Here is a 15,498-nt window from a genome sequence, read left to right as displayed (position 1 = left end):
ATGCGCATTGACCGTTTCCTCAGCAACCTGCCCCGCTTCAACCGTCAGCAGGTGCGCCTGCTGCTGGTGCAACGCCGCATCCGCATCGACGGGCAGCCGGTAAGCGACCCCAAGGCCGAGGTCCGTGAGTTCAGTCGCGTGGAACTGGATGAGGAAGTGCTCCAGGTCGGCAAGCCGGCGCGTTACTTCATGCTGCACAAGCCCATGGGCTGTGTCAGCGCCACCCGCGACCCGGAGCACAGGACCGTGCTGGAACTGATCCACGAGCCGGATCCCCAGGACCTGCACATCGCCGGGCGCCTGGATTACAACACCACCGGGCTGATGCTGATCACCAACGACGGCAGCTGGTCGCGACGCTTGACCCAGCCGCAGACCAAGCTACCCAAGCTCTACTACGTGGAAACCGAGCAGGAGATTGGCCCCGAGTACATCGAGACCTTCGCCCAGGGTCTGTATTTCGCCTTCGAGGACCTCACCACCCTGCCTGCGCAATTGCAGATCCTCGGCCCCCATAGCGCCAGGCTGAGCATCGTCGAGGGGCGCTATCACCAGGTCAAACGGATGTTCGGCCACTTCAACAACAAGGTGGTGCGCCTGCACCGCGAACGCATGGGACCACTGGTACTGGATGAATGCCTTGCCCCAGGCCAATACCGCCCCCTCAGCGCAGACGAAATCCGCCTGATCTGACGCCGCGTCCCACTGAATGACCGCTGGGCAGAAGCTGTCGAACAATTTGCCCAACGCACTTGCAGGTTCCCGGTTGCCCTGCTTGAATCAGTCCGTCGGCCGAAATGTGACCGATGAGTCATCCATACACATCTAAGAAACCTTTTGCCGGCCTGAGCCCTGCCTGCTCTGCATTCAACCCGGTAAATCGCCCGCCTATAACAATACCCGTCGACCTGCATTACCGGATCGACATGGGCTCCGATTCCAGGCGTATGCCTACCTGTCACATTGCCCGTGCACACTCAATGTTGCGCGCATACCCGCTTGCCAGGAGTCTTATGACATGAGGCCAGAAATCGCTGTGCTGGATATACAGGGTCAGTATCGGGTTTACACGGAGTTCTATCGCGCAGATGCCGCAGACAAGACCATCATTCTGGTCAACGGCTCGATGGCCACCACTGCGTCCTTTGCCCAGACCGTGAAGAATCTGTACCCGCAGTTCAACGTGGTGCTCTACGACCAGCCCTACGCGGGCCGGTCCAAGGCCCACAACAAGCACGAACGGATGCTCACCAAGGAAGTGGAAGGGCAGATCCTGCTGGAGTTGATCGAGCACTTCGCCGCCGAGCATGTGCTGTCGTTCTCGTGGGGCGGCGCCGCGGCCTTGCAGGCCTTGTCCCAACGTCCTCGACGCATCGAGAAGGCGGTGATCAGCTCGTTCTCTCCGGTGCTCAACGAACCCATGCGCGACTACCTGGAGCGCGGTGTCGACTACCTCGGCAGCCTCGACCGCCATCGCGTCGGCCACCTGGTCAACGACACCATCGGCAAACACCTGCCATCGCTGTTCAAGCGCTTCAACTATCGCCATGTCAGCAGCCTGGCGGAGCATGAGTACGGGCAGATGCACTTCCACATCAGCCATGTGCTCAACGGTGATCGCCAGTGCTACTTGCGGGCGGCGAAGAACATCCAGGTGCCGGTGCTGTTTCTCAACGGTGAGTGGGACGAGTACACCTCAGCCAACGACGCCAAGCTGTTCGCCGACCATGTACAGCACGCAAGCTTCAGCACCATCCAGGCCACCGGGCACTTTCTCGACATGGAACACAAGGCCGCCTGCCGCGACAGTCGCCAGGCACTCCTGGGCTTCCTCAAGCCAGCCCAGTACGACAACCGCTCGCGTCCACACTATGTTCATGATCAGCATGCACGGGCCATCTGAAACCCCGTCGCCACAGGCCGTCACCCCGCCTTGAAAAACCCTGTTTTTCCTGGCGGGTGGGGCACCTGTGGCGACCTCAACCGACACGCAAGCACAAGTCAGATAAAGAAAAACTTCAAATCCCCGGCCACTTCTGGTACAAAGTCAGCCGTTCGAGCGGGTGTCGTATAATGGCATTACTCCAGCTTCCCAAGCTGATAACGAGGGTTCGATTCCCTTCACCCGCTCCACTTCCCCAATCTGCGGGCTCCCGCAGATATCTGTAGAAGCTTCTCAAGTCGTTGATTCAAACGATCTCCTCTCCTCCCAGCAGCAAACCTAGCGAACCAAGCCCAAGCCTCGTGCAGATCATTGGAGCGCCGCTGTTTCAGCATCGACCAGTGCCAACGGCCCATCAGCCGGGTGCGTGGCACAATTGATCGGGATTGGCCAAAAAAGCGGCATAGCCATCCGCAACGACGCAGGTTCGGCCCGTCTCATGGGACCACAGCACCACGACCGGCTCACCGGCGTCGCCCAGTACCGCGTAATCGAAGCAGTAATAGTCGCCCGTCCCAAATTGAGCGAACGGCAACAGGCTGGAGCAGTCGAGCTCGATGCCGGAGAAAGTGTCTTGCCAAGCCCGCCAGCCTTGCTCGAAATGGCGGACTATCGACTCCCAGGTCTTGCGGGGATCACGCGCATCAAAGACAGGAAACACTTCCAGCCCCCCCAGCGCCTTGCCGTTGTGCTCCAGCAGCCAGTCCACGAATGACCTGGGGAAGGTTCGCCCCAATGCTGTCTCGGCAGCATGAATGGCCTCTATTGTCGTGCCTATCACTCGCGCTTTGCCCAAGGTGCCTCGCTTAGGGTACAGACCCAGGTTCGGGGGATTCGGTTGGCCCTTACAGACGATCACCCACCGCTATCGGTTGGCTTGGTGTCGATGACGACGCTGATCGTTTGAGGCGTGGCGCACGATAATGCATAACCCACACTGAGTGAAAATCGCCGTGACCGGGTCAGAGGAAAAACCTCAGCCGCGTCTTTTGCATCATCCGCCCGACATCACGGCTGCACACGACCCTCAAGGAAACGCTGCATGACCCAGAATATTTACGACGATCCGACCTTTTTCCAGGGCTACAGCCTGATGGGCCGCTCCCTCGGCGGCCTCGATGCGGCACCGGAATGGCCAGCCCTGCAAGCTCTGCTGCCCACCATGAACGGTCTCAAGGTGGTGGACCTGGGCTGCGGTTATGGCTGGTTCAGCCGCTGGGCCAGCGAACAGGGGGCCCGACAGGTACTGGGCCTGGACGTTTCGCAAAAGATGCTGGCGACCGCCCGCGCCAGCACCTCGGCGCCCAACATCGATTATCAGCGGGCCGATCTGGAACACCTGAGCCTGCCCGCCTGCAGCTTCGACCTGGCCTACAGCTCCCTGGCCCTGCACTACATCAAGGACTTGCGCGGGCTGTTCACCCAGGTCCATGCCGCCCTGGTACCCGGGGCACGCCTGGTGTTCTCCATCGAGCACCCGATCTTCATGGCCCCGCGCAACCCGGGTTGGCAGGTGGATGACCAGGGCCGCAAATCCTGGCCGCTGGACAGCTACCAGCAAGAAGGCGAACGGGTGACCCATTGGCTGGCGGAGGGCGTGATCAAGCAGCACCGGACCCTGGGCACTCTGCTCAACACGCTGATCGACACAGGGTTCAGCATTCGCCATGTCGAGGAGTGGGGGCCGAGCGCCCAGCAAGTGCTGGAGCAACCGGCTCTGGAAGAAGAGCGCGAGCGACCGATGATGTTGCTGGTGGCCGCCCAGCGCTGAGGCGGCCGCCGTTGCGCGGCCACCTCGGCAGGCTTGTCCTGCATGCTAGACGCCCTGCTGCAACGGAAAACGCCGGGCCCCGCTGTGAGCGAGGAATTTTTCCTGGGCCATGGGCCGGGCCAGGAAATAGCCCTGGGCCTCGTCGCAGCCAAAGGCCCGTAGCATCTGCAGGCATTTGAAACTCTCGATGCCCTCGGCCACGGTGCGATAGCCCAGCTCCCTGGCCAGGGCAATGACCGAACGGGTGATCTTCTGGTGCTGGGCGCTGCTCTCAAGGTCCGTGACCATGGATTTGTCGAGCTTCACCACATTGGCGGGAATCTGATGCAGGTAGGCGAAGTTGCTGTAGCCGGTACCGAAATCATCGATGGCCACGTCCATGCCCAGGCCGCGGATCTTGCTCAACTGATCCAGCACCTTAGGGTTGGAGCGCAGCCAGGCACCTTCAGTGATCTCCACCTCCAGGCGCCGGGGATCGATGCGGTGACGCTGGCAGGCCTCCCTGAGTACATCGGCAATGTCCTGGTCCTCGAAATCCTGGGGGGACAGGTTGATCGACAGGCGCTGTACATCGCTGGAACTCCAGCTATGCAGCCTGTCCAGCACCGCGTTGATCACCCAATGGGTCACCCGGTGGATCAAGGCGTTGCGCTCCATGACCGGAATGAATTCCGCCGGGGAAATCGGTCCCAGCCAAGGGTGATCCCAGCGGATCAGTGCCTCGGCGCTGACCTGGGCACCATCGGGCAGGGCGAAGCGCGGCTGGAACATCAGGTAGATCTGTCCGCTGTCGAGGGCTTCGCTGATGTCCGACGCCAGATTGAAGGCACGTCGATAGGCCTGGTCCCGCACCACGTCATAGGGCGCCCAGGTGCTGCGCTTCAAGGTCGCCAGCTCCAGGGCGAACATGGCTTTGCGCAGCACGTCCGGCACCGCGTCGCGGTCCGTGGAGAACTCCACGGTGCCTGCACATACCGCGGGAATCATCGGCAGCTCAAGGCCCGGCGGCTGGCGCCGCAAACGCCGAACCAGCCCTTCGAGAAAACGTTCGATGCCCGGCGCTGCCGGTAGCAGAAAGCCAAAACGCTTGACCGAGACGTGATACACCCGGACATGCCGCCCCAGGTAGGTGAGCAGTTGCTGGGCCAGGAAGCGCACGATGATTTCAAACGGAGCCATGCCCATGGCCAGGGTCAGCTCGTGAGCCACGGTCATGTCCACCGCATCCACCAGCACCAGCACGCGCTTTTCGCCAGGATGCTGTTCCGCCAGGTCGTACAGATCGCTCTGGAATTGCTCCCGATTGGGCAGGCTGCTGACCGGATCGCGACGGGTCTGGCGCTGACGGTGCTCGATCTGCTCCATCACCAGGCACGCCAGGTCCCGCAGTTGCTGGCGCTCGACGGCATTCAAGCGCTGGGGCTGTTTATCGATGACGCACAAACTGCCGATGGCGTGGCCGGTGGATGTGATCAGCGGCGCGCCGGCATAAAAGCCGATGCATGGATCTTCGGTGACCAGGGGATTGGCATGAAAGCGCACATCCCGGCGGGCGTTTTCCACTTCAAACACATCGCCGGACTTGATGGTGTAGGCACAGAACGATTGATCGATGGGGGTCTGCTCGGCGACGAAGCCCACCCGCGACATGAACCACTGGCGATCCCGATCCACCAGGGTGATCAGGGCCGTGGGTACCTTGAAGTACTGCGCCGCCAGGCGACAAATACGATCAAAACGCTCACAACGGGCCGTGTCCAGCAGTTCCAGGGCATACAGAGCAGCCAGGCGCTGCTCCTCGACCAACGCCTTATCGGGCATACCGCGCCTCAGGCAGGATCAACACACTCATCAGAAAACCTATCTCAGCAGCGCAGGGGGAAAACACCACCTGGAAACGGGTTGAGCCCAAAATGGTGGCATTACGACATCCATCGACAGCATGACGCAGTGACTAGTGCTTGCCAATTCCATCCGTCGGACGAACGGTATTGCCCGGAACAATACATAGCGACCTTGAAAAGACCGTTCCAGAGCGCTCGCGTCCCATGACAAAGAGACCTTGCCGGCCATTGCGTCCTGCTCGAGCCCCTCTCTGCAAACCCTGGCAGATCGGCAGGCGCGTACCTTGCGAAGACAAAAAAAGCGATCCGCAGATCGCTTTCTTTGCTATTGCATCATCAGGCCAGTTCCAGAGTCCCGACCTTCTTGCCCCCTTGTCACGACCCTGCTCCTGCCGGGCGTCCGAATCTTTTAACAGCCTGCGACTGTCTGCTGGCTGAACCTGCCGGCGGCAAGCGTGACAATTCATGACAGTCCCTTGCCAAGCATGAGCAAAGCCGGAACCATGCGCCGCCCTGCCCATGGATGGAGCCGTACCATGAAAAAACTCGTATTCCTGCTATTCCTCGGCCTGCTGGTGGTGCTCAACGTCGGCTACTACACCGAGCTGGAAGAAGCCGAGACCCACACCCGCTGGTTTATCAAGCAGTCCCCGACGCTGCGCCTGAAGTTCTTCAATATCCACGCCAATGACGGCGACTACCGGCGCGTAGAAAAGCTCACTCCCGAGCACCGGCAGATGATCATCGACTACTGCAAGTACCGTTTGGGCATCGATACCCAGGTCACCACCCAGGCCGACGTGGAACGTTGCGCCAAGCTCTGACCCCTCCCCTCCAGCACGCCAACCCCGGGTCTTTGGTACTCGTCTCATGGCAACCGGGCCAGCCCCCGGCTAGGGTCGCTACAACTCTCCTGCCCCAGGGGAGCCCTGCGCCCGTCCTTGGTCCAGGGGTGCTATGGTGGTCGGCTGCCCTGCGTGCCAGGGCTCATTGGAGGAGTGCGACGCTGAACGCCTGGTCGTGAAGCTTGAGGAGGTCACTGAATAGATATGTGCAACGCCAAAGATATTTATACCGCGGGTTGGATTCTGGTGGTCATGTCCGGTCTGGTGTCCCTGGTGATCCAGGTCTACCTGGGCTATTTCAAGATCGATGACATGGTCAAGTACCTGGCCCGCTGCCGGGTCATCGCCATTCGCATGCCACTGCTGGGCAAGGACCCTCTCAGCCGTCTGTGCATGCTGGTGTGCATCGGCGGGATGTTCGCCATGCCCCACCTCTTTCTGCGCAATGGCGGCATGGATGTGCGGGACTACAAGAACTTCCCCCTGGGCCTGAAATGGCTGATCAATCTGTTCCAGCTGTCAGCTCTGGCCGCGGTCATCGCCTTCCTGGTGTTGTGGTGGGTCAGCCGTCACCTTTGACCGGCGACGGTCTTCATTGCGGGGCGCCACGCAACGGCGCCCCGTCTCCCCAGAGCCAGCAGCCCTTCAACCGGTCGCTGTCTGCTGATGAAAATCCTCACGGGTCATTTCGAAAAACCGGCTTGGCAGGCCTTCGAATTCGCCGTCGTGAGTGAAACGAAAACCCAGCTTGCGAGCCACCGCCAACGAGGCGCCATTGTCGATGTGAGCATCAGCGACAATCCGCTCGACCTCCGGGTCGGCAAAGGCGTGCTCGACAATGCGCCTGGCGGCCTCAGAGGCCACCCCCCGGCCCCAGGCCCGCCGCACCAGACGCCAGCCCATCTCCAGTTCCGGGCCCACGGCGTCGAAAGGAATGAACGAGACCCAGCCCAGTAAATCGTCCGGGGCCTCCTTGGCGAAGATCGCCCAGTAACCGCATCGCTCACCAAAGTCCTGGGTCATGCGCGACCGCAGGAAATCCCGGTGCCATTGCCCACCGTCCCAGATCCCCGGAGTGAAGCGCGTGACTTCAGGGTCCAGGTCCATGCGCAAGCAGGCCTCGAAGTGTTCGAGCGTGCGTGGGCGCAATATCAGGTTGGGGGTTTCGAAGTGCAGATTCATCCGTGATCTCCTGGGTTGATGGTCGACCATGAAACAGCGGCGGGCGGAAAAAGAAAACAGGCCGCCGCAAGAAAATACGTCGCTCCGCACAGCAAACCCGATCAAGCCCCCTCACTTCGTATACAGCCACGCATACACTTTTCGACACCATTGTTCAGAACTATCTGATTGAATGATAATAATTATCTAATGAGAATCGCTTCCAAATAAAACGGAGGCTCTATCTCAATGTCCAGTCCCGCCCGCCCACAACCCTGGAAGTTGTGGTCCACCTCTCTCGGTCTGATGGCCCTCAGCGAAGCCAGCCTGGGAGCCGCTGCTGAAGACGCCAAGCGTCACACCGAGGCGACACCTGTCACCCTGGCGCCAACCCATGTGCAAGGGGTGCATCAGCCCGGCTACAAGCGCGAGGCCTCGGATTCGGTGAAGTTCACCGCGCCCCTGCGGGAAACGCCGAAGTCGGTGACCATCATCACCGACACCCTGATGCAGGAACGTGCCGTGTCGACCCTGACCGATGCCTTGCGCACGACCCCGGGCATCACCTTCGGCGCCGGGGAAGGCGGAACGCCGCTGGGGGATCGCCCCTTCATCCGCGGCTTCGAGGCCAGCACCGACATCATGATCGACGGCATCCGCGACGTCGGCCGGATGAACCATGAAGTGTTCAACTACGAGCAGATCGAAATCGTCAAAGGCCCGGGTTCGGCCTACTCGGGACGCGGCTCCACCGGCGGCACCATCAACCTGATCAGCAAAGTACCGCAGCAGGAGGACTTCAGCGCTGGCAGCCTGACCCTGGGCACCGATCATCAGCGGCGCAGCACCCTCGACCTCAACCAGTACCTGCCCGAACAGAACATGGCCCTGCGCCTGAACGCCATGAAGCATGAAGCCGATACCCCCGGGCGCGATCATGTGCAGGTGTCGCGCTGGGGCGTGGCACCGAGCGTGACCTTCGGCCTGAACACCGACACCCGCGCCACCTTGAGCTACTACCACCTGCAGACCGACGACATGCCCGACCAGGGCATCCCGGTGTCGGAAATCTCCGGCAAGCCGATCAAGGTCGACCGCGACAACTTCTATGGCTTCACCCAGCGCGACTTCCGCAAGACCTCGGCAGACCTTGCGACCTTGCAACTGGAACATGACGTCAACGACCACCTGACCCTGCGCAACACCACCCGCCAGGGCCGCAGCATGCAGGACTACGTCATGAGCCGGCCGATATCCACGGCGGCGCAGGAACAGGCGAACACCGTGCAACGTGCGGCTCGCGGGCGCAACGTGGTCAACGAATCGCTGATCAACCAGACCGACATCTTCGGCACATTCGACACCGGCTCCATCGGCCACAGCTACAGCGCGGGCCTGGAGTTCTCGCGCGAACGGATCGACGTCAAGAATCGTTATGCAAGCCCCAAGAACAGCAACCTGGGCGACCTCAATCACCCCAATCCCAAAGACCCATTCGCCCCGGTGCTACGAGGCGACGGCCAACACACGGTCACCCAACACAACAACCGCGCCGTCTATGTGATGGACACCCTGGCCCTGCACGAGCAATGGGACCTGAACCTGGGGGTGCGCTATGACGCCTATCACGTCAGGGACCCCAGCCAGAGCAACCGCAGCAATATGTGGGCCTACCAAAGCGGTATCGTCTTCAAGCCCCTGCCCTACGGCAGCATCTACCTGTCCTACGGCACCTCGTTCAACCCTTCGGGCGAAACCGCCGGGCAGTCGGGCGGCGCCGATGGCGCAGCAGGCGGCCGGCTCAGCAACCTGGACCCGGAAAAGAGCCGCAGCCTCGAACTGGGCACCAAATGGGACCTGCTCAACGAGCGCCTGGCCCTGACCGCAGCGGTGTTCAAGACCGAGAAGACCAACGCCCGAACCTACGACCCGATCAGCAACGAAGTGACCCTGGATGGCGATGTCGAAGTGAAAGGTTTTGAAGTCGGGGCCACCGGTTACCTCACCGATCAATGGGAGGTGATGGCGGGCTACACCTACCTGGATGCCAAGACGGTCAAGTACGCCTCAGGCAGGAACACCGACTTCAACGGCAACCAGATGAAATTCATCGCCCCCAACAGCGCCTCGCTGTGGAGCACCTACATGCTCACCGACCGCCTGAAAGTCGGTGCCGGCGCCAACTATGTGGGCGAGCGCTACACCAACGATGAAAACACCCGCAGCCTCGATGCCTACTGGCGCTACGACGCCATGCTGGCCTATCGGGTGAACAAGAACCTGGACCTGCAGTTCAACGTGCTCAACCTCACCGACAAGACCTACTACGACGCCTCCCACGTCGGCATGTTCGCCACTGTCGCGCCAGGGCGCTCTGCCGAGCTGGCGGCGAACGTCAGGTTCTGATGCTTTCGCCGGCAAGCTAGCTCCTACGTGTGGTTGGAGCTGGCTTGTCAGCGAACGCCTGCCTAGAGCAACCGCCGGATCTCCTCCAGCAACTCCCGTGGAATCTGCACCCCGTGCTCCAGGCTGCGCGCCCGGGCCTCGAACCTGCGTTGGGACGGCAACCGCGCTCCATCCCGGGCAATCCCCGCGAACAAAGCCTCCGCCCGCTCCAGCCCCGCCTGATACCCCTGCCCCAGAAACACCTGGGGATCGAACGCCAGCACCAGCTCGCCATGACAAGGCGTCGCCCCGACGCCTTCATCGAAGGCCATGGACTCCACACTGGTGAGGTCGCCAATCAGGGCCCCGGCCAACAACTCGATCATCGCCGCCAGGGCCGAGCCCTTGTGACCGCCAAAGGTCTGCATCGCACCGCGCAATGCAGCCTGGGCGTCAGTGGTGGGTTCGCCGTCGGCATCGATGGCCCAATGGCTGGGAATCGGCTTGCCCTGGCGTGCATGCAATTCGATATCGCCGCGGGCAATGGCGCTGGTGGCGAAGTCGAAGACAAAAGGATCGCCCCCCGGTCGCGGCCAGGCAAAGGCCAGGGGGTTGGTGCCGAACACCGGGTGCCGGCCTCCGGCCGGAGCCACCCAGCTATGACTGGGGTTCATCGCCAGGCCCACCAGCCCGGTGGCGGCAATCGCCTCGACCTCGGGCCACAGGGCGGAAAAGTGGAAACAGCGCTTGATCACCATGGCGGCGACCCCCTGGCTACGAGCCTTCTCCACCAGGACCGGCAGGCCGGTGTGGAAGCCCAGCAAGGAGTAGCCGTAATGGGCATCCACTTCCAGCACCCCAGGCGACACATGTCGCAGGCTGGGCTCGGCCCGGGGGTCGATCTTGCCTTCGCGCACCGAGCGCACGCAGCCCAGCAGGCGATACACCCCGTGGGAATGGCATTCGTCACGCTGGCCCTGGGTAATGACCTCGGCGATCGCCCGACTGTGAGCGTCGGACAGGCCGTGTCGGCTGAGCACCTGGAAAGATAGGCTGCGGACTTCGTCCAATGACAGGGTGATGTATTCAGACATGGTGGAACCTCTATGAGCGGTGAGTGAAAGCTCCTGTGGGAGAGTGTGTTGTGGGGCTGATCGGCCCCTGGCCATCGATCAGTTGCGGTACGTGCAACCGATTGCCGCTGGACAGTTCGGCAGGCAACAGCGCCTCGGGCAGATCCTGGTAGGACACCGGACGCAGAAAGCGCTGGATCGCCAGGCTGCCCACCGAGGTGCTGCGGCTGTCGGAGGTGGCCGGGAACGGACCGCCATGAACCATGGCGTGGGCCACTTCGACCCCAGTGCCGAATCCGTTGACCAGCAGGCGTCCGGCCTTGCGCTCCAACAGCGGCAGCAGCGTGCGGACCTGGGGGTGATCGCCATCGCTCAGGTGCAGCGCAATGGTCAACTGGCCCTCCAGGCTCTGCAGCACCTGTTGCAAGGCGGCAAAGTCCGGGCACCTAACGATCAACGAGGCCGGGCCAAAGACCTCTTCCCGCAATTGAGCGCAGCCCATGAAGGCCTCGGCCGAGGTGGCGAACAACGCGCCTCGGGCCTGAGTGCCCTGCCCCGCCAAGCCCTGGGCCAAGGTCTGCACCTGGGCATGGGCCGCCAGGGCGGCAACGCCCTGGCAGTAACTGCGGTGAATGCCTGGGGTAAGCATGGTCTGCGCTGCCTGTGTGGCTAGGGCAGCGGCAGCGGCGCTTTCAAAGCGCTGCAATGCCGGGCCTTCCAGGGCCAGGATCAAGCCCGGGTTGGTACAGAACTGCCCGGCACCCTGGGTCAGCGAGGCAACGAACGCCGGGGCAATCTGCTCCGCCCGCGCCTCCAGGGCTTGGGGCAACAACAGCACCGGATTGATGGAGCTCATCTCGGCATACACGGGAATCGGCTCAGGACGTAATGCGGCGATCTGCATCAGCGCGACCCCGCCCGTGCGCGAGCCGGTAAACCCCACTGCCTTGATCCGCGGGTCCGCCACCAGTCCCTGGCCGATGGCCCGACCGCTGTCGAACAGCAGCGAAAACACCCCCTCGGGCAATCCCAGGCTCTGCGCGGCCCGGGCAATGGCCTGCCCCACCAACTCTGATGTACCGGGGTGCGCCGAGTGGGCCTTGACGATCACCGGACAACCCGCCGCCAGGGCCGAAGCGGTGTCGCCGCCGGCCACGGAAAACGCCAGGGGAAAGTTCGACGCGCCAAACACCGCCACCGGGCCCAGGCCGATATGCCGCAGGCGCAGCTCGACCCTGGGCAGAGGCTGACGCTCAGGTTGCGCCGGGTCGATCCTGACCCCGAGAAAACCACCGTCACGGACTACCTGGGCAAACAGGCGCAATTGGCCGACGGTGCGCCCCCGCTCACCTTCCAGGCGAGCCCGGGGCAAGCCGGTTTCCAACTGACAGCGCTCAATCAGCTCCTCGCCCAAGCCCAGAACATGGCTGGCAATGCTCTCCAGAAAGGCCGCCCGCTGTGCAAGCGGCAACTGGCGATAAGGATCGAACGCCGCCTCCGCCAGGGCACAGGCGCGCTCAAGTTCAGCGGCCGAGGCGCCACCGAAAGCCGGTTGCAACACCTCGCCACTGGCGGCGGCCAGCCCATGAATCGAGCCCTGGCCGCCAAGCACGGCGGTGTGACCTATCAGCATCTGTCCGGTAACAGTCATGGATAACCTCGTCTGCATGAAAGTGGTCATGGTCATTCCACCTCATCGCCGTCCAGCACCAGCTTGGCACTGGGCACTCCGGTATTGGCGCCCCAGTAGTAGATGCACAGGGCCATGAGGGTGACGGTGAGGGTGTCGTAGGGATGAGTCAGGGCGCCGATGCCGCCGAAGCTGCCCAGGTAGGAAATGACAATGGTCAGCCCATAGAAGGCGATCAGCCACAGCGATGAGCGCACCTGCTCGCCCAGGCTCAGGTGGTCGGTGGGCACCAGGCGTTTGCACAGCAGGTAGATCACGAACATCAGGATCTGCAGCCCCAGCAGCCAGGACACCGTGCCCCAGCCGGACCAGTAGACGATCAATGCCGCGATCACGAAGGACACCGGGCCCAGCACTGCAAAGGCGCGGACCCGAAACGGCCGCGCCAGTTGCGGTGCACTCTTGCGCAACGCCGCGACGCTGATGGGGGCCACTGCATAACTGAGCACCAGGGCCGCTGACACCACGTTGATCAACGCCTCCCACGAGGGGAACGGCAGGGTCCAGAACACCGACAGGCCGAAGGTCAGCCACAGCGCCGGACGCGGGATGCCGGACTCTTCATCGATGCGGGTGAAAACTTTGAAGAAGGTCCCGGTCCGGGCCCAGCCGTAGACCACCCGCGGCGTGGCGTTCATGTAGATGTTGCCGCAGCCGCTGGGGGAGATCACCGCGTCGGCCACCACCAGATAGGCCAGCCAGCCGACCCCGAGGGTCAGGGCAATGTCGCGGTACGGCAGAGAGAATTCCTTGCTGATGCCGCTCCAACCATTGGCCAGCATTTCCGTGGGAATGCTGCCCAGAAAGGCCAGTTGCAGCAGGCCGTAGATCAAGGTCGAAAGCAACACCGAGAGAATCAGCGCGATGGGGATGGTGCGCTGGGGATTACGCACTTCACTGGCCACGGAGATGATCGGCGTCAGCCCCAGGTAGGCGAAGATGATGCCCCCCGCCGAGACCGCCATCTCGATCCCCGACAGGCCGAACGGGGCAAAACCCTGGACATGGAAGTTGTCGGGCTTGAAGAAGGTGAACAGCACCGCGATCACCAGCAGCGGCACGATGAACTTGAACAGGCTGATGAAGTTGTTGGATTTGGCGAAGGTCTTGACGCTGTAGTAGTTGAGCCAGAAGAACAGGCACAACAGGGCAAACTGCACCAGCCAGCCGATGATGGTCGGGTTGCTGGAGCCTTCATGGGTCAACGCCGGGAACCAGGCCGCGGCGTATTGCCGGGCCGCCACCACTTCAATCGCCACCAGGCTGGAAAAGGCGATCAGGGTGATGAACCCCATCAAATAGCCCAGCAGCGGGCCATGGGAGAACACCGGGTAGCGCACCACCCCACCGGCCCGGGGCAGAGCGGCCCCCAGCTCGCAGTAAACGATGCCCAACAGCAGCACGGCGAACCCGCCCAGCAGCCAGGAAAAGATCCCCGCCGGCCCGGCAATCGCCGAAACGTGACTGGCCGCGAACAGCCAGCCGGAACCGAAGATCGCACCCAGACCGATAAAGGTCAGGTCCACCAGAGAGAGTTGTTTCTTGAATTTGCCTTTGCCTGACATGGGGCTGCGCCTTTTTTGAGGTTATTGGAATAGGCAAGTCGAATGTCACGTCGGCGGAGCCGCTCGACGCTTGCAGCACATGGGGTATTGCAGAAGCGGGTGCCCCCACCCAGGGCACCCGACCAAGTCCTGCAGGCCCGTTTCTACAGACCGACGTCCGGCAGGCTCGGGCGCGTGGCCAGGGCCTTGGCGACCAGGGCTTTGACTTCGGCCAGGGTTTCACCCTGCAGCGCCAGACGCGGCGGCCGGGTAATGGACGAACCACGGCCCACCAGTTCTTCACAGAGCTTGATGCACTGCACCAGGTCCGGACGAGCGTCCAGGTGCAGCAGCGGCATGAACCAGCGGTACAGGGCCAGGGCCTCCTCGAAGCGTTTTTCCTTGGCCAGGCGGAACAGGGTCTCACCCTCCTTGGGGAAGGCCACGGACATGCCCGAGACCCAGCCCTCGGCCCCCACCGCCACGCTCTCGACCACCACATCGTCGAGACCGGCGAACAGCACGAAGCGATCGCCGACTGCGTTGCGCAGGTCGATGAAACGCCGGGTATCGCCGGAGGAATCCTTGAAGCAGACGATGTTCTCGCAGTCCTGCAGGGCGATCAGCACCTCGGGGGTGACGTCATTCTTGTAGATCGGCGGGTTGTTGTAGACCATCACCGGCAGGTCGGTACCGGTGGCCACCGCACGAAAATGCGCCGCGGTTTCATGAGGCTTGGCCGAGTACACCAGAGCCGGCATCACCATCACCCCATCGACCCCGACCCGAGCCGCTTCGCGCACCGTATGGCGGGCGAACTCGGTGGTGAATTCGGCCACCCCGGCGATCACCGGCACCCGACCGCCGGCGGCGTCCTTGGCGACTTCGATCACCGACAGTTTTTCCGCGGTGCTCAAGGAGGTGTTTTCCCCCACGGTGCCGCACACCACCAGGCCGGATACGCCGTCGTCCACCAGGTTGCGCATGACCTTGTGGGTGGCCTGCAGGTCGAGGGAGAAATCGGCTTTGAATTGAGTGGTCACAGCGGGGAATACACCGCTCCATTGGATGGCTTTACGGCTCATGGTCTTGTCCTTGTTTGAGGTCGGCCGGGCCGACTGACGTTGAAAACCCAGACCAGAGTCGCCTTTTATCCCCCTTGCAGCTTGAGGCTTTTCGCCCCTGCAAGAGACGAAATCGGCACACTCGCCCCTCACCCCATTGCGGCTCCAGCGCCACAGCG

The 15,498-nt window shown here is 62.4% G+C and carries 13 protein-coding genes and 1 tRNA gene; 7 read left to right on the top strand and 7 right to left on the bottom strand.

The genetic code is table 11. The features are described from left to right. From WIN67_RS07115 to WIN67_RS07105, 3 genes are all read left to right on the top strand, one after another. Positions 1-693 carry a 16S rRNA pseudouridine(516) synthase gene (locus WIN67_RS07115; protein WP_102861582.1) on the top strand — a complete coding sequence of 231 codons (693 nt, stop codon included), beginning with the start codon at positions 1-3 and terminating at the stop codon, positions 691-693. Positions 694-1,018: 325 nt separating this feature from the next. After that, on the top strand, positions 1,019-1,903 hold the full coding sequence (locus tag WIN67_RS07110) for an alpha/beta fold hydrolase (protein WP_102861581.1): 885 nt from the start codon (positions 1,019-1,021) through the stop codon (positions 1,901-1,903). A 156-nt stretch (positions 1,904-2,059) separates the two neighbouring features. Next, positions 2,060-2,133 (top strand) — tRNA-Gly (locus tag WIN67_RS07105). A 164-nt stretch (positions 2,134-2,297) separates the two neighbouring features. On the opposite strand, the gene WIN67_RS07100 is transcribed toward WIN67_RS07105, so the two are convergent. Further along, on the bottom strand, positions 2,298-2,723 hold the full coding sequence (locus WIN67_RS07100) for an SMI1/KNR4 family protein (RefSeq protein ID WP_339071692.1): 426 nt from the start codon (positions 2,721-2,723) through the stop codon (positions 2,298-2,300). Between the two features lie 261 nt (positions 2,724-2,984). On the opposite strand from WIN67_RS07100, the gene WIN67_RS07095 reads away from it, so the two are divergent. Then, positions 2,985-3,713 (top strand): class I SAM-dependent methyltransferase, encoded by a 729-nt coding sequence (locus WIN67_RS07095; RefSeq protein WP_339070830.1) that lies wholly within the window; start codon positions 2,985-2,987, stop codon positions 3,711-3,713. Between the two features lie 45 nt (positions 3,714-3,758). Here WIN67_RS07095 and WIN67_RS07090 read toward each other — a convergent pair whose 3' ends face one another. Continuing rightward, complete coding sequence (locus WIN67_RS07090) at positions 3,759-5,534, bottom strand: putative bifunctional diguanylate cyclase/phosphodiesterase (protein ID WP_102878704.1); 1,776 nt, start codon at positions 5,532-5,534, stop codon at positions 3,759-3,761. Between the two features lie 559 nt (positions 5,535-6,093). Here WIN67_RS07090 and WIN67_RS07085 point away from each other — a divergent pair. Together WIN67_RS07085 and WIN67_RS07080 are read left to right on the top strand one after the other, a co-directional pair. Then, positions 6,094-6,381: a hypothetical protein gene (locus WIN67_RS07085; protein ID WP_339070829.1), complete on the top strand. Its 288-nt coding sequence runs from the start codon at positions 6,094-6,096 to the stop codon at positions 6,379-6,381. A gap of 225 nt (positions 6,382-6,606) precedes the next feature. Beyond that, complete coding sequence (locus WIN67_RS07080) at positions 6,607-6,981, top strand: hypothetical protein (RefSeq protein WP_110595061.1); 375 nt, start codon at positions 6,607-6,609, stop codon at positions 6,979-6,981. A 66-nt stretch (positions 6,982-7,047) separates the two neighbouring features. On the opposite strand, the gene WIN67_RS07075 is transcribed toward WIN67_RS07080, so the two are convergent. Beyond that, positions 7,048-7,584, bottom strand: a complete 537-nt coding sequence (locus WIN67_RS07075) for a GNAT family N-acetyltransferase (protein WP_102861575.1) — start codon at positions 7,582-7,584, stop codon at positions 7,048-7,050. 228 nt (positions 7,585-7,812) lie between these two features. Between WIN67_RS07075 and WIN67_RS07070 the strand changes: the two genes are divergently transcribed. After that, a complete protein-coding gene (locus WIN67_RS07070; protein ID WP_339070828.1) occupies positions 7,813-9,969 on the top strand; it encodes a TonB-dependent siderophore receptor in 2,157 nt (718 codons plus the stop codon). 62 nt (positions 9,970-10,031) lie between these two features. Here the strand turns inward: WIN67_RS07070 and WIN67_RS07065 are convergent, their stop codons facing one another. From WIN67_RS07065 to WIN67_RS07050, 4 genes are all read right to left on the bottom strand, one after another. Continuing rightward, the gene (locus WIN67_RS07065) at positions 10,032-11,042 is read right to left on the bottom strand and encodes an Ldh family oxidoreductase (RefSeq protein ID WP_339070827.1); all 1,011 of its coding nucleotides are present in this window, start codon (positions 11,040-11,042) and stop codon (positions 10,032-10,034) included. Between the two features lie 10 nt (positions 11,043-11,052). Beyond that, positions 11,053-12,672, bottom strand: coding sequence for an aldehyde dehydrogenase (NADP(+)) (locus WIN67_RS07060; RefSeq protein ID WP_339071690.1), 1,620 nt, complete (start codon positions 12,670-12,672; stop codon positions 11,053-11,055). Positions 12,673-12,704: 32 nt separating this feature from the next. Further along, entirely contained in the window at positions 12,705-14,276 is a 1,572-nt protein-coding gene (locus WIN67_RS07055; protein WP_102878697.1) for an APC family permease, read from the bottom strand. Between the two features lie 143 nt (positions 14,277-14,419). Next, positions 14,420-15,340, bottom strand: a complete 921-nt coding sequence (locus tag WIN67_RS07050; protein WP_102878696.1) for a dihydrodipicolinate synthase family protein — start codon at positions 15,338-15,340, stop codon at positions 14,420-14,422. Between the last annotated feature and the right edge of the window lie 158 nt (positions 15,341-15,498).

This window comes from Pseudomonas idahonensis, assembly GCF_037903935.1.
In the GTDB taxonomy this organism is placed as follows: domain Bacteria; phylum Pseudomonadota; class Gammaproteobacteria; order Pseudomonadales; family Pseudomonadaceae; genus Aquipseudomonas; species Aquipseudomonas danubii.
The sequence above is the reverse complement of the archived record's forward strand: the minus strand, read 5'-3'. Positions and strand labels throughout refer to the sequence as shown.

Coding starts and splice junctions, on each gene's coding strand:
- WIN67_RS07055 (WP_102878697.1), bottom strand. CDS start 14,276: ATGTCAGGCAAAGGCAAATTCAAGAAACAACTCTCTCTGGTGGACCTG.
- WIN67_RS07075 (WP_102861575.1), bottom strand. CDS start 7,584: ATGAATCTGCACTTCGAAACCCCCAACCTGATATTGCGCCCACGCACG.
- WIN67_RS07065 (WP_339070827.1), bottom strand. CDS start 11,042: ATGTCTGAATACATCACCCTGTCATTGGACGAAGTCCGCAGCCTATCT.
- WIN67_RS07050 (WP_102878696.1), bottom strand. CDS start 15,340: ATGAGCCGTAAAGCCATCCAATGGAGCGGTGTATTCCCCGCTGTGACC.
- WIN67_RS07090 (WP_102878704.1), bottom strand. CDS start 5,534: ATGCCCGATAAGGCGTTGGTCGAGGAGCAGCGCCTGGCTGCTCTGTAT.
- WIN67_RS07070 (WP_339070828.1), top strand. CDS start 7,813: ATGTCCAGTCCCGCCCGCCCACAACCCTGGAAGTTGTGGTCCACCTCT.
- WIN67_RS07060 (WP_339071690.1), bottom strand. CDS start 12,672: ATGACTGTTACCGGACAGATGCTGATAGGTCACACCGCCGTGCTTGGC.
- WIN67_RS07095 (WP_339070830.1), top strand. CDS start 2,985: ATGACCCAGAATATTTACGACGATCCGACCTTTTTCCAGGGCTACAGC.
- WIN67_RS07080 (WP_110595061.1), top strand. CDS start 6,607: ATGTGCAACGCCAAAGATATTTATACCGCGGGTTGGATTCTGGTGGTC.
- WIN67_RS07085 (WP_339070829.1), top strand. CDS start 6,094: ATGAAAAAACTCGTATTCCTGCTATTCCTCGGCCTGCTGGTGGTGCTC.
- WIN67_RS07110 (WP_102861581.1), top strand. CDS start 1,019: ATGAGGCCAGAAATCGCTGTGCTGGATATACAGGGTCAGTATCGGGTT.
- WIN67_RS07115 (WP_102861582.1), top strand. CDS start 1: ATGCGCATTGACCGTTTCCTCAGCAACCTGCCCCGCTTCAACCGTCAG.